This is a genomic window from Nocardia exalbida NBRC 100660 (assembly GCF_000308575.1).
Classification (GTDB): Bacteria; Actinomycetota; Actinomycetes; order Mycobacteriales; family Mycobacteriaceae; genus Nocardia; species Nocardia exalbida.
Map to the genome: position 1 here is coordinate 69,476 of NZ_BAFZ01000164.1, position 24,155 is coordinate 93,630.

General features: G+C 68.5%; 25 protein-coding genes. 7 read left to right on the forward strand and 18 right to left on the reverse strand.

Annotated features, from left to right (window positions below):
* Positions 1–108 precede the first annotated feature (108 nt).
* Positions 109–414: a hypothetical protein gene (locus tag ON29_RS37400; protein ID WP_245549312.1), complete on the reverse strand. Its 306-nt coding sequence runs from the start codon at positions 412–414 to the stop codon at positions 109–111.
* Here ON29_RS37400 and ON29_RS37405 point away from each other — a divergent pair.
* Both ON29_RS37405 and ON29_RS32545 read left to right on the forward strand, forming a co-directional pair.
* The gene (locus ON29_RS37405; RefSeq protein WP_245549308.1) at positions 359–589 is read left to right on the forward strand and encodes a PhlB family protein; all 231 of its coding nucleotides are present in this window, start codon (positions 359–361) and stop codon (positions 587–589) included. The two genes, ON29_RS37400 and ON29_RS37405, sit on opposite strands and share 56 nt — an antisense overlap.
* Before the next feature lie 148 nt (positions 590–737).
* Positions 738–1,133 carry a hotdog family protein gene (locus ON29_RS32545; protein ID WP_174371888.1) on the forward strand — a complete coding sequence of 132 codons (396 nt, stop codon included), beginning with the start codon at positions 738–740 and terminating at the stop codon, positions 1,131–1,133.
* A 6-nt stretch (positions 1,134–1,139) separates the two neighbouring features.
* Here ON29_RS32545 and ON29_RS32550 read toward each other — a convergent pair whose 3' ends face one another.
* From ON29_RS32550 to ON29_RS32620, 15 genes are all read right to left on the reverse strand, one after another.
* Entirely contained in the window at positions 1,140–2,204 is a 1,065-nt protein-coding gene (locus ON29_RS32550; protein ID WP_040872050.1) for an NAD(P)H-dependent amine dehydrogenase family protein, read from the reverse strand.
* Between the two features lie 99 nt (positions 2,205–2,303).
* Entirely contained in the window at positions 2,304–2,744 is a 441-nt protein-coding gene (locus ON29_RS32555; RefSeq protein ID WP_040872051.1) for a DUF427 domain-containing protein, read from the reverse strand.
* Between the two features lie 29 nt (positions 2,745–2,773).
* A complete protein-coding gene (locus ON29_RS32560) occupies positions 2,774–3,604 on the reverse strand; it encodes an acyl-CoA thioesterase (protein WP_063825397.1) in 831 nt (276 codons plus the stop codon).
* Positions 3,605–3,693: 89 nt separating this feature from the next.
* The gene (locus tag ON29_RS32565) at positions 3,694–4,566 is read right to left on the reverse strand and encodes an LLM class flavin-dependent oxidoreductase (protein ID WP_245549300.1); all 873 of its coding nucleotides are present in this window, start codon (positions 4,564–4,566) and stop codon (positions 3,694–3,696) included.
* Positions 4,567–4,629: 63 nt separating this feature from the next.
* Positions 4,630–5,466: a mycofactocin-coupled SDR family oxidoreductase gene (locus tag ON29_RS32570; RefSeq protein ID WP_040872052.1), complete on the reverse strand. Its 837-nt coding sequence runs from the start codon at positions 5,464–5,466 to the stop codon at positions 4,630–4,632.
* Positions 5,467–5,540: 74 nt separating this feature from the next.
* Positions 5,541–6,818 carry a cytochrome P450 gene (locus tag ON29_RS32575; RefSeq protein WP_051175867.1) on the reverse strand — a complete coding sequence of 426 codons (1,278 nt, stop codon included), beginning with the start codon at positions 6,816–6,818 and terminating at the stop codon, positions 5,541–5,543.
* 117 nt (positions 6,819–6,935) lie between these two features.
* The gene (locus ON29_RS32580) at positions 6,936–7,610 is read right to left on the reverse strand and encodes an Rv1363c family protein (RefSeq protein WP_245549302.1); all 675 of its coding nucleotides are present in this window, start codon (positions 7,608–7,610) and stop codon (positions 6,936–6,938) included.
* 57 nt (positions 7,611–7,667) lie between these two features.
* Positions 7,668–8,954, reverse strand: a complete 1,287-nt coding sequence (locus tag ON29_RS32585; RefSeq protein WP_040872054.1) for an MlaD family protein — start codon at positions 8,952–8,954, stop codon at positions 7,668–7,670.
* Positions 8,951–10,057 (reverse strand): MlaD family protein, encoded by a 1,107-nt coding sequence (locus ON29_RS32590; protein ID WP_245549304.1) that lies wholly within the window; start codon positions 10,055–10,057, stop codon positions 8,951–8,953. Before ON29_RS32590 ends, ON29_RS32585 begins: the two co-directional genes overlap by 4 nt.
* Complete coding sequence (locus ON29_RS32595; protein WP_085994986.1) at positions 10,054–11,154, reverse strand: MCE family protein; 1,101 nt, start codon at positions 11,152–11,154, stop codon at positions 10,054–10,056. Before ON29_RS32595 ends, ON29_RS32590 begins: the two co-directional genes overlap by 4 nt.
* A complete protein-coding gene (locus tag ON29_RS32600) occupies positions 11,151–12,206 on the reverse strand; it encodes an MCE family protein (protein ID WP_040872056.1) in 1,056 nt (351 codons plus the stop codon). The genes ON29_RS32595 and ON29_RS32600 overlap by 4 nt, the downstream gene beginning before the upstream one ends.
* Positions 12,207–12,210: 4 nt before the next feature.
* Positions 12,211–13,248 carry an MlaD family protein gene (locus ON29_RS32605; protein ID WP_040872057.1) on the reverse strand — a complete coding sequence of 346 codons (1,038 nt, stop codon included), beginning with the start codon at positions 13,246–13,248 and terminating at the stop codon, positions 12,211–12,213.
* Positions 13,245–14,513: an MlaD family protein gene (locus ON29_RS32610; protein ID WP_245549306.1), complete on the reverse strand. Its 1,269-nt coding sequence runs from the start codon at positions 14,511–14,513 to the stop codon at positions 13,245–13,247. The genes ON29_RS32605 and ON29_RS32610 overlap by 4 nt, the downstream gene beginning before the upstream one ends.
* Positions 14,510–15,364, reverse strand: a complete 855-nt coding sequence (locus ON29_RS32615) for an ABC transporter permease (protein ID WP_040872058.1) — start codon at positions 15,362–15,364, stop codon at positions 14,510–14,512. The genes ON29_RS32610 and ON29_RS32615 overlap by 4 nt, the downstream gene beginning before the upstream one ends.
* Entirely contained in the window at positions 15,364–16,251 is an 888-nt protein-coding gene (locus ON29_RS32620; RefSeq protein WP_083864228.1) for an MlaE family ABC transporter permease, read from the reverse strand. Before ON29_RS32620 ends, ON29_RS32615 begins: the two co-directional genes overlap by 1 nt.
* A gap of 719 nt (positions 16,252–16,970) precedes the next feature.
* Between ON29_RS32620 and ON29_RS32625 the strand changes: the two genes are divergently transcribed.
* Complete coding sequence (locus ON29_RS32625; RefSeq protein ID WP_040872059.1) at positions 16,971–17,579, forward strand: TetR/AcrR family transcriptional regulator; 609 nt, start codon at positions 16,971–16,973, stop codon at positions 17,577–17,579.
* Between the two features lie 20 nt (positions 17,580–17,599).
* On the opposite strand, the gene ON29_RS32630 is transcribed toward ON29_RS32625, so the two are convergent.
* Both ON29_RS32630 and ON29_RS32640 read right to left on the reverse strand, forming a co-directional pair.
* Complete coding sequence (locus ON29_RS32630; protein WP_373283952.1) at positions 17,600–18,202, reverse strand: hypothetical protein; 603 nt, start codon at positions 18,200–18,202, stop codon at positions 17,600–17,602.
* Positions 18,203–18,532: 330 nt separating this feature from the next.
* Positions 18,533–19,249: an enoyl-CoA hydratase/isomerase family protein gene (locus ON29_RS32640; RefSeq protein ID WP_040872061.1), complete on the reverse strand. Its 717-nt coding sequence runs from the start codon at positions 19,247–19,249 to the stop codon at positions 18,533–18,535.
* A gap of 93 nt (positions 19,250–19,342) precedes the next feature.
* Here ON29_RS32640 and ON29_RS32645 point away from each other — a divergent pair, with 93 nt between their 5' ends.
* The 4 genes from ON29_RS32645 (at position 19,343) to ON29_RS32660 (ending at position 24,077) form a co-directional block, all read left to right on the forward strand.
* Positions 19,343–20,902: an AMP-binding protein gene (locus ON29_RS32645; RefSeq protein WP_040872062.1), complete on the forward strand. Its 1,560-nt coding sequence runs from the start codon at positions 19,343–19,345 to the stop codon at positions 20,900–20,902.
* 38 nt (positions 20,903–20,940) lie between these two features.
* Positions 20,941–22,137 (forward strand): amidohydrolase family protein, encoded by a 1,197-nt coding sequence (locus tag ON29_RS32650; protein WP_040872063.1) that lies wholly within the window; start codon positions 20,941–20,943, stop codon positions 22,135–22,137.
* Positions 22,134–23,561, forward strand: coding sequence for a FadD3 family acyl-CoA ligase (locus ON29_RS32655; protein ID WP_040872064.1), 1,428 nt, complete (start codon positions 22,134–22,136; stop codon positions 23,559–23,561). The genes ON29_RS32650 and ON29_RS32655 overlap by 4 nt, the downstream gene beginning before the upstream one ends.
* A gap of 63 nt (positions 23,562–23,624) precedes the next feature.
* Entirely contained in the window at positions 23,625–24,077 is a 453-nt protein-coding gene (locus ON29_RS32660; protein ID WP_040872065.1) for a MaoC family dehydratase, read from the forward strand.
* Positions 24,078–24,155 lie beyond the last annotated feature (78 nt).

The following is a 24,155-nucleotide window of genomic DNA, read 5'->3' on the forward strand; positions in this document are numbered from 1 at the left end:
GCTGGTCGTCGCGACTTGCCGCGCTCGACCGCGGTGAATATCAGAGGCCGGGGGTGGCGAAAAATAGGTATACCCCCGGCCGATCGGCCGTCGTGCGGTGTACCACGCCTACGAGAGGCTGACATGGTCGGTGACATCAGCACGATGATTTCGAGGCTCTATGTACCAGCGCGATCCGAAGCACACCGGAAACATCGGTGACTGCCCCTCCGCTCGACGAGAGGCAACGCTGATGATCAGGCGTTGCGAATGCTGCGGCCGTCTGCTGGCACCCCTGTTCGACGCGTGTTCGTCCTGCCGATCCGCTGATCTGGCCTGGGTTCCGTGCTCCGGCACCGGATCGGTCGTGTCGTGGCGGGTGTTGCAGTGCGCCGCGAATCCACGCGCCGAGGTCGAGCGCTCCACGGTCGCCATCGTGGAACTCGATGAAGGTCCGTGGTTGTACACGACGATCCATGGCGAACTGCCACCCTCTTCCACGGAGCCGGTCCGTGTGCGGTTCCGGGCACGTTCCCGCGGGGACAGATTTCCGGTGTTCGCGGTCAACCGTGAGGCACGGGCCTCGGACGCCAGCCCTCAACCGGCATAACTCCGGCTTTCGGCACCGCGCTCCCTCGGCTGCGCCGAGCCGTATGCCGCCATCGCCTCCGACGACACCCCCCGGCGGCCCACTCGGGCGTGCTGAGTTCGAATTCAGCGTCGACGCCGAGCCGATCGCCCTGGGGGCCGCTTCCTTCATGGTGGCGCCCGATCCGGACGTGCAGTTGCCGCCGCGGCTGAGCGTCGAACTGCCGCCCACGGCGGAGCGGCTGCCGATGCCGTTGGCCGAGCGCGCCGGCTGCCTGCGGGTCGCCCCCGGAACGGTGGTACTGCCGCGGTCGGCCGAGGGTCTCAATGCTTCCGACACCATCAACGGTGGCCTGCTCGCTTTGGCCGCGGAGGAGGCGGTGCTCTCGCTCGCCCCCGGCGACAGCCTTGCTTTCCTCGGCCTGCGCTATGTGCTCGGCGCCCGGGTGGGCCCCGTGGTCGCCGACGCGCGGTTGCACGAGGGACTGGGCCGGGTCGAAGTGCGCGACACCGGCAACGACAATCGGCGCACCACGCTGGCCACCGCCCGCGTTTTCGGCAGGTGAACGGCCTCAGCCCTGGGGTACCACGCCGCGAGGCAGGATGAGCGCCAAGTCGTTGTAGGTCACGATGCCCGGGGCGGCGGCGACAACGGCGGGAATGGCGTTGATGACCGGCATGGCGGTCATGATGTGCCCGAGGGTCATGAAATCGGCGATCGTCTCGGCCTGGAAATCGGGGGGCGGCAGAAAGCTGACGACGTTCTGCACCGTCGGACGGCCATCGACTCGCAGCACCCACCCGTCCTGCTCGATCCGCCAATCGGGCTCGAGCGTCTGCCCCTTACGCCAGCGGACGTTGATCTCGACGAGGGTCCGGTCGCCTGCTCGCCCTTTCCAGCTCGCGTGGACGCCGGCGACACACCCCGCCGGGATGGTCCACGACCCCAGATCGAGATCGGCGGTGGTCTGCGCGTACTGCGCGTCACAGCGCACTTCGTCGAGTTCGACACCGAGAGCGTCGCCGATCAGTCGTACGGCCTCACCGAACACGCCGGTGCCGTGCGCGGTCATCGCGGGCAGGGCGGGATCGTCGATCGGCCTGCCGAACCCCACCGGCTTCTCGGTTTCCGGCGAGTCGTAGAACGTGGTGTCCGCGGCCTCGTCGATGGTCACCTTGTCGACCCGGTCGCAGATGCCCGCGGCCACCACTGCCAGCAGGTTGATGTACCCCGGGCTGATGCCGGAACCGAACATGGTGGAGCCGCCGCGGCGGCATGCCTCGGCGATCCGGTCGCGGCTGTCTCCCTGGTTGTGGCCGGTGATGAACGAAGCGGTCGCGACGACATCGACCCCTGCCGACAGGATGCGGACCAGTTCGTCCACGTCGATCCACATGGGGTTGTAGACCACGCAATCCGGCTTCAGCGCCAGCAGCGCCTCGATGTCGTCGGTGGCCGTGACTCCCAGCGGCTCGATACCGCACAACTCGCCGGCATCGCGCCCCACCTTGTCCGACGACCAGGCGTAGCAGCCGACGAGTTCGAACAGCGGATTGGCCGCGATGGCTCGCACCGAACTCTTACCGACATTTCCCGTGGTCCATTGGACGACCTTGTAAGCAGGTGTGTTCGACACGCGCTCAGCATAGAAGCCGACAGCGTCAGTTCGAAGTCGAATTCTCATATTCGAGAACTTTGCTCTCATACTGCACTGAGCACCGGAACCGGGGAGCGCTCAGGCCCGGGCGGACACTCCCAGGACCGCCGGAGTCGCCACGCCTACGCAGACCTGTACCCGGTCCTGATAGAAGGCGACGTGCCCGTTCAGGCGCGCCACTTGGCGGATCGGGTCGTCGTAGCTCCAGCACACGGCGGTGTCGCCGTCGCCGTCGCCGTCGCCGTCGAAACGCCAGTAGGTCGCCTGCCCTTTGAACGGGCATCGGCTGCTGCGCGCGTCGTCGCGCCGGAGCGCGACCCGCACGTCCTCGCGGGGGAAATAGAACACCAGACCGTGGTCCTGCTCGTCGACGAGCAGGGGCCGCGTCGTCTCGGCGACGAGCCGGTCGCCGAGCCGGGCCGTGACGAGGTTGCGGCGGCGGTGGATGTCGACGCGATAGTCGGGTCTGGCCGCGAAACCGGAGTGCTCGACCTCCGCGGCGGTCCGCTGTTCATCCATCCGAGGATTCCTTTCCGAAGCCTGACCGGTCACAGCCGCGCGGCCGCCGGGATCGCGGCGTGTTCCCGGCGCAGCGGGCGGATCATCGCCTCCTGGGTGAACGAGGCGATCAAGCGACCGTCCTCGGTGTGCACCTGGCCACGGACATACGACATGCCCCCGCCCACCTGCGTGCTCTCGTGGGAGTACAGCAGCCAGCCGTCCCACCCGACCGGCTCGTGGAAACTCACCGTCACGGTCATGACCGCGGTCGAGAGGGTGTGGTGCGCCTGGCTGGTGCCGACACCCGCGTGCGCGCGCATGGTCGCCGAGACCGAGAGGTGACCGGTGAAGTGGGCGAGCAGGGCCTTGGCGAGGTCGTCGCGGACCGGAACCGGTTCGTAGCGCAGCCAGGCGGACAACTCGGGCGGGCCGACCTCCGCGGGGTCGTTCACATCGGCGACGCCGACGATCCGTATCTCGCGGCCCGTCATCGGCATCTCGGCCACGATCGCCTCGTCCGGCCCGGCGACTCGCGGTCGTGGCGCGTGATGCCGGATGACATCGGCTGCCGGTGTGTCGGCCAGGACGGCGACCGACGCGCAGCGGCGACCGTGCTGCTGCACCGTCACCGCCGCCGCGGCCATCGAACGTCCCTCGTGGGTCACGTCGACCACGAACTCGAGGGGCTCGTCCGGATCGACGACACGGGTGAAGATGGCGTGCGCCGACCGGATCGATCTGCCGGGCAACCGTTTCGCGACCGCGACGAGGGATTGCGCGAGGAGCTGGGTGCCGTCGACCACCTTGCGCGATCCGCCGTCACCGGCGCCGGTGAAGGTGTTCACGCCGACGGGAACGACATCGAAGATCTCGAGCATTCGCGTCACCGAGGACTCGCCGGGCGCGGCCGTGTCCTCGATGGCGTTCGTCGCGTCTTCGCCCGGGCCCGCCCCGGGCCGGGTATGAGTCATCTGGTTCCTTCTTCTCGGCGCCGGGTCCGCGATGACCTGCCGCGGCGCGGCGGACCCGCGGTCACGCGGCGCAGTGCCTGCGCGTACTCTCCCGGGCCGGGATGAAAGCCTTCCAGCCACCAGGTCGCCCCCGCCGCCGCGATGGCTTCGACCGTGGCACAGGCCGCCTGGGGGCGGTCGGCGGGCGTCCGGCCGGTGATGACGACGTCGAACGCGGACCCGTCGGTGCGATGTCCGGCGACCGCGCCGACCAGTTCGGTGACGATCCGCGGCGTCGGTCCGAACGACCCGTCGGAACCGATGATCATCGGGGCGACACCGTCCCAGCGGGCGGCACGCCGTAGCGGCGAGCGATTGGGCCAGTTGCCGCCGATCCAGATCGGCGGGCGAGGGCGTTGCACAGGGGTCGGCAGAAACGTGACGGCATCGGCCGACAGGTGTGTGCCGTGGAAGTCGACCTCCGCACCGGACCACAGCGCGGTGAGCAGAGCCAGCCCTTCGTCCAACCGCTCGGCGACCGCGCGTGGCTCGGCCGGTTCGCCCCAGGTGCCGTACTCGGCCTCGAGAGTGAAGCCGAGTCCGGCGCCGAGCACCAAGCGGCCGCGGGAGAGCCGGTCCAGCGAGGTCGTCTGCCGGGCCAGCGTGCCGGGGCGGCGGCGCGCGACCGGCGTCACCAACGGGCCGAGGCGGATGCGCTCGGTCGAACTCGCGATCAGGGTGAGCAGCACCCAGGGATCGGCGACTTCGACGGCGCCGTAGGGAAATACGACGTGGTCCCAGACGAAGAAGCCGTCCCACCCGGCCTCCTCCGCGCATCGAGCCAGGTCGGCCACCTGACGCGGTTCGGCGAAGTCGCCGAGGCAGGGCACACAGAGGCCGTACCGCAAACCGTTCTCACCCCCGGGCGTAGCGGCGTGACGCGCAGCCGCCTTTCACTTGAGCATGCTGCCCGCGTCGATCGGCAACGGAACACCGGTGACGAAACGGGACTCGTCCGAAGCGAGATAGAGCACCGCGTTGCTGATGTCGACCGGCTCCACCCACGGGATCGGCAAAGTGTGGAACATCCGGCAGATCGGCTCGAGATCGGCGGGGCCCGGGTTCTCCAGATCGGGGCGGAACAGCTTGTAGGTGCCCTCGTTCATCACCATCGGCGTGTTCACGTGCGTCGGATGCACCGAGTTGACCCGGATCGAGTGGTGGCCGAGTTCCACGGCGAAGGTTCGCATGAGACCGACGACGCCGTGCTTCGCGGCGACGTAGTGACCCACGTTCGGGTACGCCTTGAGGCCGCCCACGGAGCTGGTGAGCACGATCGAGCCGCCACGGCCGCCCGCGATCAGATGTGGCGCACCGGCTTTCACGGTCTTCCACACGCCGCCCAGGTTGACGTCGATCATGTCGTCCCACAGGTTCTCCTCGAGGTCGAGCAATTGCCCGCCCTCGTTGCCGATACCCGCGTTCGCGACGATGACGTCCAGCCGGCCGAGCTGCTCCACGCCGCTGTCGACGGCGGTCTTCAGCGCGTCGAAGTCGCGCACGTCCACCTCGGCGGTGAACACCCGCCTGCCTTCGGCTTTGACCAGATCGGCGGTGGTCGCCAGATCCTCGGGGGTGGACATCGAGAAGGGCACGTTGTCGAGCTGCTTGCACACGTCGACGGCGATGATGTCGGCGCCTTCCTGCGCCAGCCGCACCGCGTGGCTGCGGCCTTGGCCACGCGCAGCACCGGTGATGAACGCGACCTTTCCTTCGACCCGTCCGGTCATGGTTACCTCTATTCGTTGTTCCGCCGAAAAGGCTGGTTCGTGAGATCGCCCGAGAGCGGGGAGTTACCCCTGCTTCAGGAGTTGGGCGTGAAGGTGATGTGGAGGTCGGTGAGCCCGCGCAGGATGTAGGTGGGCTCGTAGCTGTAGCGCCGCTCCCCCGCGGGGCCATGGCGTTGCTCGTCGATGGTGATGTCCAGCATCCGGTCCAGGATGCGTTCGATCGACACGCGCCCTTCGACCCGAGCCAGCGGGCCGCCCGGGCAGGAGTGCACCCCACGCCCGAAGGCCATGTGTTCGCGGAAATTCGGCCGGTCCAAACGGAATTCGTGCGGATTCTCGAATCGCCGCGGGTCCCGGTTGGCCGCGCCGGGGCAGAACATCACCGTCGAACCCACCGGGATGTCGATATCGCCGATGGTCGTCGCGCGCTTCGCCAGGCGGAAACCGCTCTTGACCGGCGAATCCATCCGCAGCGACTCCTCGATGAACACCGGAATCAGGCTGCGATCCGCGCGCAGCCGCTCCTGCACCTCGGGATGATCGCCCAGCACCCGCAGTGACGCGCCCAGCAACTTCGCGGTGGTCTCCTGCCCGGCGGCGAACAAGAAGGTCGCCGAGCGCACCACGTCGATGACCTCGGGTGTGGAGCCGTCCGGGTACTTCGCCAGCGCCAGCGACGTCAGGACGTCGTCGCGCGGCTCGCGCCGACGATCGCTGATGTACGAACCGAATTTCTCGTCCAGCCACTCCAGCGGATTGCTCGACACGACCTCTTTGTCCAGCGCGCCGACCCGCGACCCCGGACGCTCGGCGCCCAAGGCGATGCGGAAGTCTTCGTGGTCCTCCTCCGGCACGCCCAGCATGTCGGCCACGACCAGCAACGAGAACGGCTTGGCGTATTCGGCGAGAAATTCACACCGCCCGCGCTCCAGGAATTCGTCGAGCTGGCGGTCGGCCAACCGCCACATGAAGTCCTCGTTCTCCTTCAGCCGCGCCGGCGTCAGCAACCGGTTCAGCAACGACCGCGCGTAGGTGTGCTGCGGCGGATCCATCGTCACCATGTGCTCGAACATCGGCAACTGGCTGCGGTGCTGTTCGAGCAACTCGGTGAGGTCGTCGCCCTGGACTTCGAACGGCAACGGCGGGAACGGACCTCCCACGGCGATCGCGGAAGAGAAGACCTCCGAGTTCTTCAGCACCTCCGTCGACTCCTCGTATCCGGTCACCGCGTACACCCCGTACCGCGATTCCCGCGTCACCGGGCACTTGGCCCGCAGGTGATCGAAGTACGGATGCGGATCCGGTACGACGGCCGGATCGGTGAAGTAGTCGACCGAATCGAAGTCAGTCATCGAGAGCACTCCTGGGTGATAGAAGCTACTTAGCGAAAGGATAACATTATTCTCTTCTAGAGCGAAGATCATTCTCACGCGGCCGCGAAGCGATTCGCTCGCGCGGTGGAGCGGGGATCAGGGCAGGTAGACCCGGCTCGCCAGCCAGCGGCCTCCGACGAGTTCCATGGTCATCTCGACCCGGCTGCGATCCACTCGCGGATCCGCCGAGGCGGAATTGGTCACCGTCTGATCGATGAACAGCAGGACTTCGACCTTCGTCTCCGTCGCCGACTTGACCGCGGCGTCGAGCACCGTTCCCTTCCCGGTCGCCTTGTTCTCCAGCAGCAGCTGGCGCAACTGGCCGCTCGAGCGGGTGTACATATCCCGGAACTCGCCCGTCGCGCCGTCCAGTACGGCGGCGAAATCACGGTCGAGGGTGCCCGAGTCCACACTGGTCAGCGTCATGGCGTACGAGCGGGCCGCGGAAAGCCCGGCCGCCGCCGCGGCGTCCACGTCGCGTTCCTTCTTCAGCTGCCAGCCCAGGACGGCCGCCGCCGCTATGGCGGCGACCGCGACGGCGGCGGTGACGGGCAGTAGGGCCCGCCGGATCAGCGGGGTCACGCGCGACAGCAGGCCCGGTCGCGCGGACGCGCTCGGCTGCCGTTCGGCGGCGTCGCCGTCGGCAGGCTGCTCGGCCGGAGCCGGATCCGTCACGGCGGCCGTCTCCTCGGCCGCCTCCTCGGCTTCGTCCGGGGCGTTCGACAGCTTCTGCTCGGTCGCTACCGAGGTCGCGGTATCACTGTGGCTCATGATGACTCCTCGCTTGTGGTGGGTGTGCACTGTCAGGCCGGCCGCGGCCGCGGCCGGTCATCGTCGCGGCGCGGGCGGCGGGGGCGGCAGCGGCGGTCCCGCGAACGTGAGCGGAAGCGACAGCGGCCCGATCGGGGTGGGGGTGGCCTGCTGGCCGGCACGCACGCCCGGCGGCGGGCCGTCCGGGATCTCCTCTCCCGCCGGACGTGGCGCATTGCGCGCGCCGCGGATCAGCACCGAGGGATCGTGGTCGGGGCACGACGTGTACAGATAGGGCTCCGGGAAGTCCGGCAAGGACGGCGGACGGCGCGGCAGGTCGTAATCACAGCTGCGGCGCGGGTACAGATTCACCAATCCCCAGACGCCGCCGTCGTGGAACGCCACGCCTATCGCGTCCAGCGTGGAACCGGCGCGCTCGGTCGGGAAGAAGAACTCCTGGAGAGCGGGCACTCGCTTGGATGTCGTGTCCGCCACCACCGCCAGGTTCTCCAGCAGCGCGGCGCCCGCGCCCGAATTCTCCGCGAGCACCGCCTCGAGCGCACGCAGGGTTCCCGGTGCGGCGCCGAGCAATTCGGCGTAACCACCGGACTTCTTCTCGACGCCGCTCAGCAAGGCATTCGTGTTGCCCGCGAACTCGATCAGACCCGGACCGAAATCACGGACGGTCGCGAGCACCGACCGGCTGTCCCGCAACAGGCTCACCGTCTGCGGGAGCACCGAATCCAGGGTGGAGACCAGGAATACGCCGCCGTCGACGATATCGGCGAGCTTGCCCGGCCCCGCCGGGCTCACGCCGAGTTCGTCCACGATGGCCGCCAGCTGGGCGGGATCCACCTGGGCCAGTGCCGAATCCAATTCGGAGAGCGTCTTCCACAGCGGCGTCGGCGTCGTGGTGGTCTCGACGGCGATCTCCGCGCCGTCGGTGAGGTACGGCCCGTCGTCGCGGGTGGGGCGGAAGTCCAGGTATTGCTCGCCGGCCAGGGACAGGCTCGCCACGCGCACCTCCCCGTCGGCGGGCACCCGGATGGCCGCGTCGACGGCGGCGACCGCGACCAGCCCGGTGCCGGTCAACTCCACCGATTCGACCCGGCCGATCGGTACTCCGCGCAAGGTCACCTGCCGACCGGCCAGCAGGCCGCCGGAATCGGCGAGGTGCACCCGCACCGTGATCGTCGCTGCCGCCGGATCCACGCCGAGCGCGCCGAACATCAGATAGCCGACGCCCACCACCAGGGTGAGCACCAGCGCGCCCGCCGAAAGGCCCGAGCGCCTGGCTCGTCCCGCGCGCACGACCGTCACCAGCACGCGCGCCGGCAGTTCCAGCGCCGCCGCGCGCGTGCTCATCGGCCGGTTCCTGTCACCCGTTGCTGGAGCTTCAGCAGTGTGTAGGTGAGGCTGCCCACGAACGCTTCCCAATCCCGCGCGTCCGGCAGGCGGCTGGCCGGATCACCGGGATGGTTCGGGTCCGGCAGGACGCCGAGCGCCAGATCCCGCATGTCGGCGTCGACGCTCGCCGAGGTGCTGCTCGTCACGGCGATGACCGGTCCGAGCATCGCGTTCATCGCCGCCACGCTCGCGTTCGGGTCGGTCGCGGCGGCGTTGAGTTCCGCGGCGATCCGGTTGATGTCGGCGACCATACCGGTGGTGGCGGCGCCGTTCAGCCCCGGCAACTTCTCCAGCCGGCCGCTGATCTGATCCACCCGCCGGACCAGTGCCAGCGCTTGCCGCGCGTTGTCCTGCAGCGTGGTCAGCGCGGGGCCCGCCGCGAAGACCACATCGTCGATGGTGCGACGCTGGGCGTGCACCTGCCGGGTCAGCTCGTCGATCTGGGCGAGGGTGGTGCGGATGTCCTCCGAGCGGGCGGCCAGTGCCCGCACCACTCGGGTGGACTGCTCGATCAAGGCGCCGACCCGCTCACCACGGTCGCCGACCGCTTGCCCGAGTCCGTTGACGAGAGTGGTGAGATTGCGGATCGCGCCACCGTTCACCAGCAGCGCGGCGGTGGTCAGCAACTCCTCGATGGTCGCGGCGGCAGCCGTGGCATCCCGGGCGATGCTGTCGCCGTCACGCAGGGCGGGGGTCGCGGGTGTGGCGTCCGGCGGCGGCGTCAGCGAGACGAAGACATCGCCCAGCGGGGTGGCGGTGCGCAGCTCCGCGCGCGTCCCGAGCGGCAGGACCACGCCTCGGTCGATGCCCATCGTGACGACGGCGGTGAAGTCGCGCACCGCCATGCCGGTCACCTCGCCGACGTCTGCCCCGGAGAGCCGGACTTTCGCCTTGGCGGGCAGGTTCAGCGCGTTGGCGAAGTCGGCGTGGACGGTGTACTTCGCGCCGCCGACGCCGGGCGCGGGCAACGGGAGGTCCTCCAGCCCCACCGAGCACGCCGTCGTCGTCGCCAGCACCGCGCCGAGTGCCGCGGCGCGCATCCCGAGTCTCCAGTTCGTCATCGCGGCAACCTCGACATCGCGTCGAGCATGTCGGTGATCCCGAAGTCCGGACCGAAGTCCTGCAAAGTTCCGGTCGCACAGCCGAGTTGGCGCAAGCCCAAGATGTTGCACACCTCTTTGACGAGCTGACCGTCGAAGAACACCTTGTCCAGCAGCGCGTGCACCCGCACTCCGCGATACGGGAAATCGACCGCGTTGTACGCGTTGTTCAGCAGCAGCGGCGTCACATCGATGAACTCGGCCAGTTCACGCCGGTAGTCGGCGAGCGCGCGCGTCACGGTGTTCGCGTCGGCCACCGTGGACCGGATGCTCTCCGCGTTGTGCGTGAGCAGATCGTTCGCTTGCAGCAGGATCTGGTTGATCTGCGCGCCCGTCTCCCCCGCGCCGATGTTCAGATCGGCCAGCGCATCGCCCAATTGCGCGGTGGCGCCGCCGAATTCACGGATCACACCTTCGTTGTCGGCGGCGGCGCGCGCCAGGACGGCCAGTTGGTCCACGATCCCGGTGATCGCGTCGCGGACCTGCGCGCCGCCGTCGTCGCCCAGGCGCATCGCGTCGGCCAGTTCGTCCATGGTCCGGCGCAGTTGCGGGCCGCTGCCGGTGGTGATCGCCGCGGAGACGCCCAGCAGCTCGGCGATCGGACCGTCGCCCGGCCGTGCGCCCTGCAATCGGCCGCCCATTCGGTCGGCGGCCCCGAGCAGGCGGTCGAACTCGACCGGCGTCCTGGTGCGATCGAGTCCGATCCGAGCGCCGTCGGCCAGGGTGGGACCGCCCTGGTAGGCCGGCGTGAACTCGACGTGGCGGTCGGTGAGGACCGAGGTCGACAACGTGACGGCCTTCGCGTCGGCCGGGATGTCGACCTCGGCGTCGATCCGCATGGTCACCTCGACGTGCGAGCCGTGCGGCCGCACCGCGGTGACCTCACCGACCGGCATGCCGAGTACGGCCACCGCGTTGCCGACGTACAGGCCGGCCCCGTTGTCGAACGCTGCGGTCACGGTCGTGCCGGTGTCGTCCACCGCGTCACCGGCACATCCGGCCGACGCGCCGACCAGCAGCACCGCGCCGAACCGGACCAAGACTGATAGCGCTCTCATCGGCAGTCCTCGAAATAGGGCGGGAGGTCGATTCCGGGGGCACGGCTGCTGATGGCGCACATCCAGGAGTCGATCAGCGGGCCTGCCGGTGCGGTGAAGTCGACTTCGTTCGCGGTGCCGGAGGCGTTGGCGAAGTTTCGCACCGGGACGGGCAGGATTTCCAAGGTGCTCCGCAGCAGTTGGTCGTTGCGGGCCAAGCTGCCGAGCAGTCCGTTCAAGCCGGTGATCAGTTCCTCGAGCTTCGGCCGGTCGTCGACGACCAGCACGCGCAGCTGGTCGGCGAGGCGGCGGGTGCCGTCCATCAGCCGCTCGATCGCGTCGCGGCGGGCGACGATCTCGCCGAGCAGGTCGCGGCCCTGCGCCGTGATCGCGGCCAGGTCGCCGCGCTGCTCGGTGACCACGGTGGTCAACCGCTGCGTCCCCGCCAGCAGCGCGCCCAGCTCGCCGCGGCGATCGCCGATGATCGTGGCAAGCGCGCGCATATTCTCCAGCAGTCCTGGCAGCACCGCGGGCACCCCGTCCAACTGGGTGGCGAGGCTGTCGAGCGACTTGCTGATCTGCTGCGCGTCGATCTGCTCGAAGGTGACCGTGGCGTTCTCCAGGGCCTGCTGCAGGTCATAGGGGACGGCGGTGTGGCGCAGCGCTATCCGTCGTCCGGGCAGTACGCCCTGCCCGGCGGGCCGCAGTTCCACGTAACGGGCGCCGAGCAAGGTGGTCAGCTTGATCGCGGCGCCGGTCTCCGCCCCGAGCGCCACGTTCTCGTCGACCGCCACCGTGACCACCACGTGGTCGCCGGCCAGTCGTTGCGCCTCGACGGTCCCGACCGGTACACCGGCGATGGTGACCGAGTCGCCTGGGCGCAGGCCCGCCGCCTGGGCGAATTCCACCTCGTAGGAGACCCGGCCGACGCCCAGCGCGTTGAACCCCAGCGCGGCGGCCAGGACGGCCAGCAGCGCCGCGAGCGCCAGCACGCCGAGCACACTGCGCCGGTGCGACTCGATCGGCTGCCGTAACGTCCGAATGGTATGTGCGGCGAACTCTTTCGATTTCATACTGTCACCTGCAGATCGGTGATTGCTGGGGTTGCCCGGTCGCGGACGCGAGCCCCACGATCGTGGGCACGAGCGTGGCGAGGCTCGGGATCAGGTCGACGCCGAAATTGCACAGATAGGTGTCGAGATAGGCGCCTTCTTGGCTCACCCTGGCGAGGCCCTTCATCAGGGCGGGCAGGTTGAAGCCCAGGTAGGCGAAGTTCTCCTTGTTGTCCATGAAGTGCCGGGTGAAACCCGGTTCGCGATAGAGCATTTCGTCGAGTTCCGGTTGCACGCCCGCGACCACGCCCGCCATCCGGTCGGTCAGGGTCGCCGCGGTGCTCAGCGTGCCGAGCAGTTCGTCGCGGTGCAGTGCCAGGCCGTCGATGACCGCGCGCGATCGCGTGATGAGCGCACTCACCTCTCCGCTGTGCACCGCGAGATCACCCACCACCTGGTTCAGGTTGGTGATGACCGCGCCCAGTACCTGATCCGGTCCGGCGAGCGACCGGGCCAGTGTCGAGACCTGCTCGATCAGCAGCACCACCGACGTGTTGTCCCCCTGCAACGCCCTGATCAGTGCACCGGTCACATTGTCGACCTGGGCGGGGTCGAGTCCGCCGAACAGCGGCTCGAATCCGTTGAGCAACGCGGAGATGTCGAAGGAGGGTTCGGTGTGCTCGAGCCGGATCTCCCCGCCCGGCCGCAGCGGGGACGGGTCACCGAAATCGGCAGGCGAGAGGCCGAGGTACCGCTGGCCGATAACGTTCTGGTAAGTGATCGACGCCTTGGTGTTGCCGGACAGCCTCTGGGCGTCGTCGACCCGGAACCGCACCCGGGCTCGCGTGCCGTCCAGCTCGATCTTGTCGACGCGACCGACCCTGACCCCGGCCATGCGGACGTCGTCGCCCACCCGTAAGCCGCTGACGTCGCTGAACACCGCCGAGTACGGATCGGTCCCGCCATCGATTCCGCGGTCCAACGTCACGAAGGTGACCCACAGCAGGGCGACGGCGGCCGCCACGAAAAGGCTGACCCCGATCAGGGAGCGGCGATAGCTCATCGGGCACCTCCGCCGGGGAAGGGACCGTCACCCAGCAACGGCGCGAGCAGTGATTCCGCGCCGTCGGCTTCTCCGCTCAGGACGCGGCGGATCAGCTCCTGGAGGTCCGGCGGCAGATCCGGTGGGGACGGGTAGGTGCGCGGATCCATGGCCGGTGGCAGTTCCTGGGTGGGCGCGGCGTCGGGGGCGGTGCTGCAACTGGCTCCGGCCAGTTCGCCGTAGCGGGGGCAGTCGGCCCTGGTGTAGGGCGTGTGCGGGGTGAACCGGAACTGGAACTTGCCGCGCCCGCGCGGGCTGTCCTGGTTCCAGAACTCGGTGAACCACAGGTCGGACAGTTTCTTGATCCGGACCACGATCGGCCCGAAAGCCGGTGAGCCGTCGGCGAAGACGTCGAGCACCGGACCCATCTGATTCACCACGGTGCTGATCTGATCGGTGCGCCGGTCCAGCGTGTCACCGACCGAGGACAGGGTCGTGCCACCGGCCGACAGCAGCCCGACGAGTTGCTGGTTCTGCTCGGCGAAGGTTCGCATGGGCAGGACGGCGTGGTGCAGCGCGTCCAGCAGATCGGGCGCGGAGGCGTTCAGGGCGCGCACGGCGCCGGCCAACACGGTCAGCGTCGGCGGCCCGCCGTCCGCGGTGAGCAGCGCGTCGAATTCCCTGGTGATGCGCTCGAGTTGCGCGCCGGCCGCGACGATGTCGGTGCCACGGCGGTCGGTCGCCGTCGCCACCGCGGCCAGCACGCCCACGGTGTTGCTCGCGCCGATCCGCGCCGCGCTCGCGATGATCTCGCGCAGTTTGGTGAGGGCGGTCTGCAACTGCACAGTCGACAGACCGCGATCCTGGCGGATTTCGGCATGCGGGGGCAGCGCGGAGCCGGGACCGTTGTCCACCAACTGGACCGACGACACGGCGAAGACATTGCTCGGGACCACCCGCGCGGTCACCGTTCGCGGGATCCCTGCCGCGGCAACGGGATCCAGGAGCAGCCGCACCCGGTTGGGACCGCCGGCGGCAGGCGCGACCTCGGCCACGGTGCCGACCAGCATGCCGCGGAATTTCACGTCCGACCGGGCGGGCAGCCCGTCGCCGAGTTGTTCCAGCAGGGCGGTCACCTCGATCTTGTCGTCGAAACGGCCGGTGGACTTCGCCAGCAGCACCGTCACGACCGCCACGGTGACCACGACGAGAACCAGTCCGCGCAAGAGCAGCGCGAGCGCCGAGGGGCCGCGCCCGTCTTTCTCGAACAGGATCGACATGGTCATCCTCCGAGCCTCGCGCTGGCGCCGATGCCCCAGAGCGCAATCGTGAGCAGCAGATTGACGACGATCATCAGCGAGATCGCCGCGCGCATCGCCCGCCCGGCGGCGATGCCGACCCCTTGCGGGCCACCGGCGGCGTAGAAGCCGTAGTAGCACTGGACGGTCGAGGTGAGGACCACGAAGACGACCGCCTTGAGCAAGGAGTAGACGATGTCCGGTCCGTTGAGCACCAGTTGGAAGTAGTGCTCGTAGGTCCCCGCGGACAGCCCTCCGGACAGCCCGACCACCACGCGCACCGCGAGATAATTCACCGCGAGGCACACCACATACAGCGGGATCATCGCGAGTACCGAGGCCAGGATCCGGGTGCTGACCAGATACGGGATCGAGCGAATCCCCATCGACTCCATCGCCTCGATCTCCTCGGCGATGCCCATGGCGCCCAACTGCGCGGTGAACCGGCAACCGGCCTGGGCCGCGAACGCCAGCGAGGCCATGATCGGAGCCAGTTCCCGCGTGGAGGCGGTCGAGGCGATCAACCCGACCGTCGGCTCCATTCCGAGCAGATGCAAGGCGTTGTAGCCTTCCAGGCCCACGATGGCCCCACCGGCGGCGCCCAGCACGATGATGACGCCCGCCGTGCCGCCACCGACGACGATCGAACCGTTGCCCCACGTGACATCGGAGAGGATGCGCACGAACTCGGTTCGGTAGTGGCGCAGCATCACCGGGATCGACAGCGAGGCACGCAGGAAGAACGTCATCATGTGCCCGAGGCGCATGACAGCGGTACCCAGCCGAGCGAGCCCGCGCAGCGCGACGCGGGTCCCCGGCGGGCGATACGGCGCGGCCATCACAACCCCTGCCGGGGCAGCAGGATCATCGACAGCTGGGTGACGCCGACGTTCACGGTCATCAACAGCAGGATCGAGGCCACCACGGTCGAGTTGACCGAGTTGGCCACGCCCGCGGGGCCGCCCTTGGTGGACAGTCCCTTCTCGCACGCGACGACCGCCACGATGGCGCCGTAGACGACGGCTTTGAACAGTGTCAGCACCAGGTCGCTCACCGTCGCGAACGACGCGAAGGTGGTCACGAAACTACCGGGCGCCCCGCTCTGGACGAAGACGTTGAACAGGTATCCGGCCAGGAAGCCGACGAAGCAGACGACACCGGTCAGCGACACGCCGACGACCACCGCGGCGGCCAAGCGCGGTACGACCAGCCGCCGCACCACCGACACCCCCATCACCTCCATGGCGTCCAGTTCCTCCCGGATCTTCCGGGAGCCGAGATCAGCGCAGATCGCCGACCCGACGGCGGCGGCCATGAGCAGCGCGGCCACCATCGGCGCCCCTTGCCGGATGACCGCCAGGCCGCTCGCCGCCCCCGCGAGCGAAGTGGCGCCGACCTGCCCGGCCAGCAGGCCGAACTGGATCGACAGCGTCACCCCGATCGGCAACGACACGAAGATCGTCGGCAGTACGGCCGCCGAGGCCATGAACGCGGCTTGGCGGACGAACTCGGCGAACGCGAACCGTCCGGTCACGACGTCCACGCACAGGTATTGCAGTGCGCGCACGCCCAGCACGAACTGGCCGCCGACGGTTTCCAGGGCGGTGACGGGATGACGGCGCAGATAGCCCCGGAACCACGCGGTGATCTCCCGGGTCGCCGACGAGACGCCGCTGTCGGCGGCCGCACGCGTGTTCTCGCGCGCGTCGGTCTCGCGGGGAATCATCATCGATCTCGAAACTCTTCGGGCCGGCATCCGTGGACGAGCGCGCGAGAATGATCCGAAACAGGTTTATTCCACGCGAGCTCCCCGCACTGCGGTACGAGGAATGGCCGGACATTCGAACGGTCCAGTGACTGCCACGCTTCCGGAGCGTCGAGAATATGTTCCCGGGATGTCGGCTCGGCTGTCCGAGTCGAATTTCGCCCCGAGCTCACTCCGGCGACGAAGCGTCACATCGCTATTGTGCGTGCCGTTACATCACGAGTCAATAGCGGGACGAACGGACTGTGGCGACTCGATCGAGCACGAAAAAACTGATGAACGGCAGGATGACGAAAGTACAAATAGAGTGGCGGAGCGTCCCCACCACTCTGATCGTCGAAGTTTCGCGGAAACGGCAATTCGTTTCCGAAAACGTATTGTTTTACTCGAGCCGACGCGCGACGATATGCGCATGTCACGGAATCGGCGCCCCGATCGACCGCCGCTCACCGTGACCCCGTTACGAGCCTCCTGACTACCCGCGTCCGCTGTCTGGCACCACCCGGCATCAGGAGACCGCAGCGGATCGACCGGCGCGGATGCCAAGTGCCGAGCGGGTGCTCAGCACCCTGCTGTGCACATGCATAGCACGAGAGTGGACAATGCGTCAATAGAACCGGCTCGCGGTACTACGATACGAATTGATCCGATGACCGAATATTCCCGAAGGAGGCCGGTGGATGCCATCGTCCCGCAGGATCGGAGCACCCGACGCCAAGAATCGCGGCGTCCTGATCGACGCCGCCGAACAGCTGCTGCTGGAAGAGGGATGGGCGGCGGTGACCTCCCGCCGGGTGGCCGAGCGCGCCGGACTCAAACCGCAACTGGTGCACTACTACTTCCGATCCATGGACGAACTGCTGCTCGAAATCTTCCGGCGCCGCGCGGAGCAAGGACTCGAACTCCAGGCGGAGATGATGAAAACGGAAAAACCACTGCGCGCGCTGTGGCATTTCAGCACCGACGCGACGGCGGTGCGCTTCACCATGGAATTCGTCGGACTGTCCAACCATCGGCCCGCGATACGAGAGGCGGTGGCCGGCTACGCGGAGCGATTCCGGAGCATCCAGACCGAGGTTTTGCAGCGAATTCTGAACGAATACGAATTCGATACCTCGCGCTTTCCGCCCGCGGCCATGGCCGTGCTGATGACGAGCGTCTCCCGCGTGGTCGTGCTGGAGCGGGCGCTCGGCATGTCCGGCGGCCACGCCGAAGCCTTCGAGCTGGTCGAGCGTGAGATCGACAGGCTCGAGGGCGAGCGCGGCGACGCCGGGCCGGGCATCGCCTGACCGGCGGCGACCGGCCGGGTTCAGCGCGCCGGAACCAGATCCACCTCGCAGCGGTAGGCCGGCGGCCGGAGTTCACCGGTCCGGAACGCCTCGCTCGCGCCGACGGCCTCGGCGGGCAGTCCCGCCGCGCTGAGGGCGCACGACTTGAAAGCCCAGGCCGCCACACTCATCCGATGCTGCGCGTGATCGACCCGGTGCTCCAGTTCGGCGGGCAGGTCCACGCCCCACAACGCGACTTCGGTGAGGCCGCGATCGAGGCAGTCGAGCACCCCGGCGCGCACCCGGTCGTCGGACCGGTAGGTCTGCGCGGCCACGGCGACGGCCGTCGGCCAGGTGTCGTGCACCGGCGTGGTCAGCGACTGTTCCAGGTCGAGCACCGTGGCGCCGAGAATCCGCAGCGGACGCACGTTCGCGTGGTCGGCGACCAGAACCGTCACCTCCCACCCGGCGGTGGTGCGGTCGAACAGCCAGCCGCCCGCGTGACGGATCACCTCGGTCGCGCTCGGCGCGACGACCGCCAAGCGGTAGCGCAGCGGATGCCGCCGCGCATGGGCTCGCCAGCGTGCGACGGAGTGGAGTTCCCCAACACCTCGGTCGATGGAATCGACGGGTCGTCTGACCATGGTTACCCATCCCGTAATCGAACGTGCAGTGCAGGGCAGGTCCGACCGCGAAACTCGGGTGAGCGCACCCGGTCTCGCCGACACCGGAATCGGCGAAGCCGTGCTCGGCGGCGACCGCACGTCGAGCCGAACGGTCGAAGCCGGAGCGGACGGCACGCCAGGGCTGATGACGGAGCCTGTGCCGCTCCACCGGAAACCTACCGAACACACCGTAAATCGGTTCTTCCCACTGCGATAATGACCTTCCAGATTTGCATTATGTGATTTACATCACTTACACGCCGAAGCGAGCCCGCGCCTGCGCGTCACCCACCGGCGCACGACCTGAAATCACTTGGCGCGATTCATCACTCGATCGGCAGCGCGCCAGTGCTCGTCGGCTACCCAGAGCCGGGCGAACTCCATGACAGCCTCCTCCGCGGGGACACCGCCGATCACCCGTTTGATCACAGCGGCAGGCTCGCTCGCCAGGGACCGGGCTACAGCCCGCCAGCCCTTGTCGAATTCGGCACGCGGCAGCACCTTGTCCACCAAGCCGACTCGTTCGGCGGACGCCGCGTCGAGGATGGTGCCCGAACCGGCGAGCAGCAGCGCTCGCCCCGGCCCGACCAGCCGGGTCAGCCGCTCGGCGCCACCCCACGCCGGCATGATCGCCAGCGACACCTGGTTGAACCCGATCTTGATGTCGTCGGCCGCGATCCGGATGTCCGCGGCCACCGCCACCTCGGCGCCGCCCCCGAGCGCGTGCCCGTTGAGTGCGGCGATCACCGGGCCGGGGAACGCGGCCAGCCGGTCGCAGATGCCGCGCATCCGCCGGGCCATGGCCGCCGCCTGCTCTTCGGTGCGCAGCGCGGCGAGTTCCTTCAGATCCCCGCCGGAGACGAAAGCGCGATCCCCCGCCCCGGTGATGACCAGTGCGCGGGCATCGGCGGCGGCGTCGATCGCCTTCTCCAGTTCGTCCATCGTGGCGGGGGCGATGGCGTTGCGGGCGTGCGGGCGATTGATGGTGACGACCGCCAATCCCGCGTCCAGCTCGAACTCGACCATTGCTTGTTCTCCTATAGGGAAATGTGATTCTCTTATCGAGAGAACTATAGACGTATCTCGCGCGGCGCTCCGCCACGAGACAGGAGTTCGACGATGCGCAAGATCCCCCTCGACCTGGTCCATCGCTACCAGGAGGAGGGTTGGTGGACCCCCGAGACGATCGGTGACCTCTTGGCAGGCGGACTGGCCGCCGCGCCCGGCACCGCGTTTCGCATCCACTCCGCAGTGCGGCCGTGGTCGGGGACGTTCGGCGATGTCGAGCAGATCGCCCGCAGGCTGGCCGCCGGGTTGAGGCGCCGCGGCGTAGGTCCCGGGGACGTGGTCGCCTTCCAGCTGCCGAACTGGATGGAGGCGGCGGCGGTGTTCTGGGCGTCGGCCTTCCTCGGCACGACGGTGGTGCCGATCGTCCACTTCTACGGGCGCAAGGAAGTCGGCTACATCCTGGCGACGGTCCGGCCGAAGGTCTTCGTGACCACCGATCGGTTCGGCAACACCGAGTTCGCCCCCGGCCTGCGCGACGCGGTACCGATCGTCGGCGTGGTGGGCGAAAATTTCGAGGAGCTGCTCGACCCGGCGCCCATGCCGGGGACCCTTCCGGCCGACCCCTCGGGGCCCGCGCTGATCGCGTTCACCTCCGGCACCACCCGCGCCCCGAAAGGCGTGGTGCACAGCCATCGGACGCTGGGCCACGAGACCAGGCAACTGGCCGGGATGTACCCGGCCGACCGAGGCGACCAGCTCACCGGGGCGCCGGTCGGCCACTTCATCGGCATGGTGAACGCCTTCCTCATCCCGGTGCTCGACCGGGTGCCGATCAACCTGATCGATGTCTGGGATCCGGGCAGAGTGCTCGAGTTGATGCGCACCGAACACCTCACGGTGGGCGGCGGCGTGCCCTACTACGTCACCAGCCTGCTCGATCATCCGGACTACACGCCCGAGCATCTGCCCCAGCTGCGCTACGCGGGGCTGGGCGGCGCGGCGGTGCCCGCCGCGATCACCACCCGTCTGGCGCGGACCGGTATCACCGTGTACCGCTCCTACGGCAGCACCGAACATCCCTCGATCACCGGATCGCACCCGACCGCCCCCGAGGCAAAACGGCTGCTCACCGACGGCGCCCCGCTGGCGGGCGCGGAGGTGCGACTGGCCGAGGACGGCGAAATCCTCAGCCGCGGACCGGATTTGTGCCTCGGCTACACCGATCCGGAGCTCACCGCGGCGGCCTTCGACGACGACGGTTGGTACCACACCGGTGACATCGGCGTGCTGGACGCGGACGGTTACCTGACGATCACCGACCGCAAGTCCGACATGATCATCCGCGGCGGCGAGAACATCAGCGCGCTCGAGGTCGAAGAGGTGCTGCTGACCCTGCCCGGCGTGACCGAGGCGGTGGCGGTCGCCGTGCCCGACGCCCGGCTCGGCGAGCGCACCGCCGCGGTGCTGCGCCTGCAGCCGGGGCGGGCCGCGCCGCACCTGGAGGAATTGCGCGCGCACTTCGGCGGCGCCGGGCTGGCCAAGCAGAAGTGGCCGGAGGAAGTGCACGTCGTCGACGACTTCCCCCGTACCGCGAGCGGAAAGATCCAGAAGTTCGTGGTCCGCGCGAACCTGGCCGCCGCACGCGTCGAGGGCGTTGCGGTACAACCCTGAAGAGAATAACATTCTCACTAATTGAAAAGGAGGCTTCCATGACTGAAGTCGAGTTGCCCTACCAGCTCTTCGACGCCGACAACCACCTGTACGAGACCAAAGACGCCCTCACCAGGTACCTGCCCAAGGAGTACGAGGGCACCATCCAGTACGTCGAGATCAAGGGCCGCACCAAGATCGCGGTGCTCGGCCAGATCAGCGAGTACATCCCCAATCCCACCTTCGACGTGGTGGCCCGGCCCGGCGCCATGGAGGAGTACTTCAAGCACGGCAACCCCGAGGGCAAGAGCAGGCGCGAGATCTTCGGTGAGCCGATGCGCGCGATCGAGGCCTTCCGCGATCCGGTGGAGCGCCTGAAGGTCATGGACAACCTGCAATTGCAGCGCGCGCTGATGTTCCCGACCCTGGCCAGCCTGGTCGAGGAGCGGATGCGCCACCATCCGGACCTGATCCACGCGGTGATCCACTCGCTGAACCAGTGGATGCTCGAGACCTGGGGCCAGGACGGCAATTTCGTGCACTCCGACCGGATCTTCACCGTCCCGGTGGTCACCCTGCCGATCGTCGAGAAGGCGATCGAGGAGTTGAACTGGTGCGTCGTCGAGCACGGCGCCAAGGCGATCCTGGTGCGCCCGGCCCCGGTGCCCGGTTTCAAGGGCATGCGATCGTTCGCACTGCCGGAGTTCGATCCGTTCTGGAAGCGGGTCGTCGAACTCGACGTGCTGGTCACCATGCACTCCTCGGACAGCGGCTACTCGCGTTTCGACGCCGAGTGGGACGGCAACAGCCTGGAGATGCTGCCGTTCAAGACGAACACCTTCGCGATGACGAACCAGTGGCGGCCGGTCACCGACGCGGTGGCGTCCTGGGTCTGCCACGGCGCGCTGAACCGCTTCCCGGACCTCAAGGTCGCCGTCATCGAGAACGGCTCCGCCTGGCTCGAGCCGCTGTTGCAGCAGCTGTCCGACGTCTACAAGAAGGCGCCGGAGGGCTTCGGCTTCCGTGACCCGATCGAGGCCATCAGACAGAGCCTCTACGTCAGCCCGTTCTGGGAGGAGGATCTGGAGCGGCTCTCCAGCGTCATCGGCGCCGATCACGTGCTGTTCGGCTCCGACTGGCCGCACCCGGAGGGCCTTGCCGAGCCTGCGCGCTACATCAACGAGATCAAGGACATGCCGCTGGAGGATCAGGCGAAGATCATGGGCGGCAACCTGGCGCGGCTGCTGAAGGTATGACCTGGCAGACCCTCCCCGAGCTGGTCCTCGACGCGGCCGACCGCTTCGGCGACGCCGAAGCGGTCGTGGACGGGGACCTGCGGTGGAGTTTCACCGAACTCGCCGAGCGGGTGCGCCGGGCCGCGGGCGCCTTCGCCGCGGCCGGGATCGAGAAGGGCGACCGCGCGGCGATCTGGGCGCCGAACTCGGCGGAATGGATCGTCGCCGCGTTCGGCCTGCTCACCGCGGGCGGCGTCGTGGTGCCGGTGAGCACGCGTCTCAAGGCCGCGGAGGCGGGCGACATCATCCGCCGCAGCGGCGCCAAGGCGGTGCTGGTCCAGCAGGGGTTCCTCGGCGTCGACTACCGCGGCGCCACCGATGTGCCCGTGATCGATGTGAAGTCGGATTTCCTGGAGGGGGGCGCACCGTTCGAGCGGAACGTCGCCGGCACCGACATCGCCGACGTCGTCTACACCTCCGGCACCACCGGGCGTCCCAAGGGAGTGATGATGAATCACGCCCAGACGTTGCGCCTGTACGCGGAGTGGTGCGATCTCGCCGACCTGCGGGAAGGCGACCGTTATCTCATCGTCAACCCGTTCTTCCACACCTTCGGATACAAAGCGGGTCTGGTCGCGTCGCTCATCCGCGGCGCGACGATCCTTCCGGTGCCGGTGTTCGACGTCGATCGGGTGCTGGAATTGGTTGCCCGGGAGCGGATCACGATGCTGCCCGGACCGCCGACCCTCTACCACTCCCTGCTGGAGGCCGCGGGCGAGCATGATCTGTCCTCGCTGCGCGCGGCCGTCACCGGGGCGGCCGACATTCCGGTCGAACTCATCCGCCGGGTGCGCGAGGAACTCCCGTTCCAGTCGATCATGACCGGATACGGGCTGACCGAGGCGGGCACCGCGACCGCCTCCCGGCCCGGGGACACCTTCGAGCAGATCGCGACGACGGTCGGGAAGCCCTGCGACGGCGTGCGGATCCGCATCGCCGAAGACGGCGAGATCCTCGTTCGCGGTTACAGCGTGATGCAGGGCTACCTGGACGACCCGGAGGCGACGGCCGAGGCGATCGACGCCGAGGGCTGGTTGCACACCGGCGATCTGGGCAGCCTCGACACCGACGGCAGGTTGCGCATCGTCGGCCGCAAGAAAGACATGTTCATCGTCGGTGGGTTCAACGCCTATCCCGCCGAGATCGAGGGATTCCTGCTGGAACATCCCGCGGTCGCGCAGGCCGCCGTCGTCGGCGTGCCGGACGAACGGCTCGGGCAGGTCGGCCGAGCCTTCGTGGTGACGAGAAACCCCGTCACCGAGGACGAGCTGATCGCCTGGAGCCGGGACCGGATGGCGGGCTACAAGGTTCCGCGCTCGGTGCGTTTCCTGCGCGCCCTGCCGCTGAACGCGACCGGCAAGGTGATGAAGGACCAACTGCGGTAACAGCTGACCCGGCGGCCCGCGCGCCGGATATCGTGCAGGCGCCGACCGCAGAGAGGATCCCGCATGACCGAGTTCCATGATTTCGACGCCCTGCGCGCCGCGGTGGGCTCCGTGCTCGGGCCCGGCGAGTGGCTCGAGATCGACCAGCGGCGCATCGATCTGTTCGCCGAGGCCACCGGCGACCACCAGTGGATCCACGTCGATCCCGGCCGTGCCGCGGACGGCCCGTACGGGGCCACCATCGCCCACGGGTTCCTCACCCTCGCGCTGCTCGCGCCGATCAGCCAGCAGCTGATGTCGGTGCGCTCGGCCCGGATGGCGATCAACTACGGGCTGAACAAGGTGCGCTTCATCAGCCCGGTCCGGGTCGGCAGCCGGGTGCGCGGCACCGTCACGCTCACCGCCGTCACCGATGTGCCCGGCGGGGTGCAGGCCGAACGCACCGTGACGATCATCGCCGAGGGCGCGGACAAGCCGGCCTGCGTCGCCGAGCACGTGGTCCGGTACCTGGCCTGAGCGGCCCATGCTGATTCGCAACGCCACGCTGTCCGCCGGCCCGCACACCGACGTGCGCTGGCGCGGTGGGCGCATCAT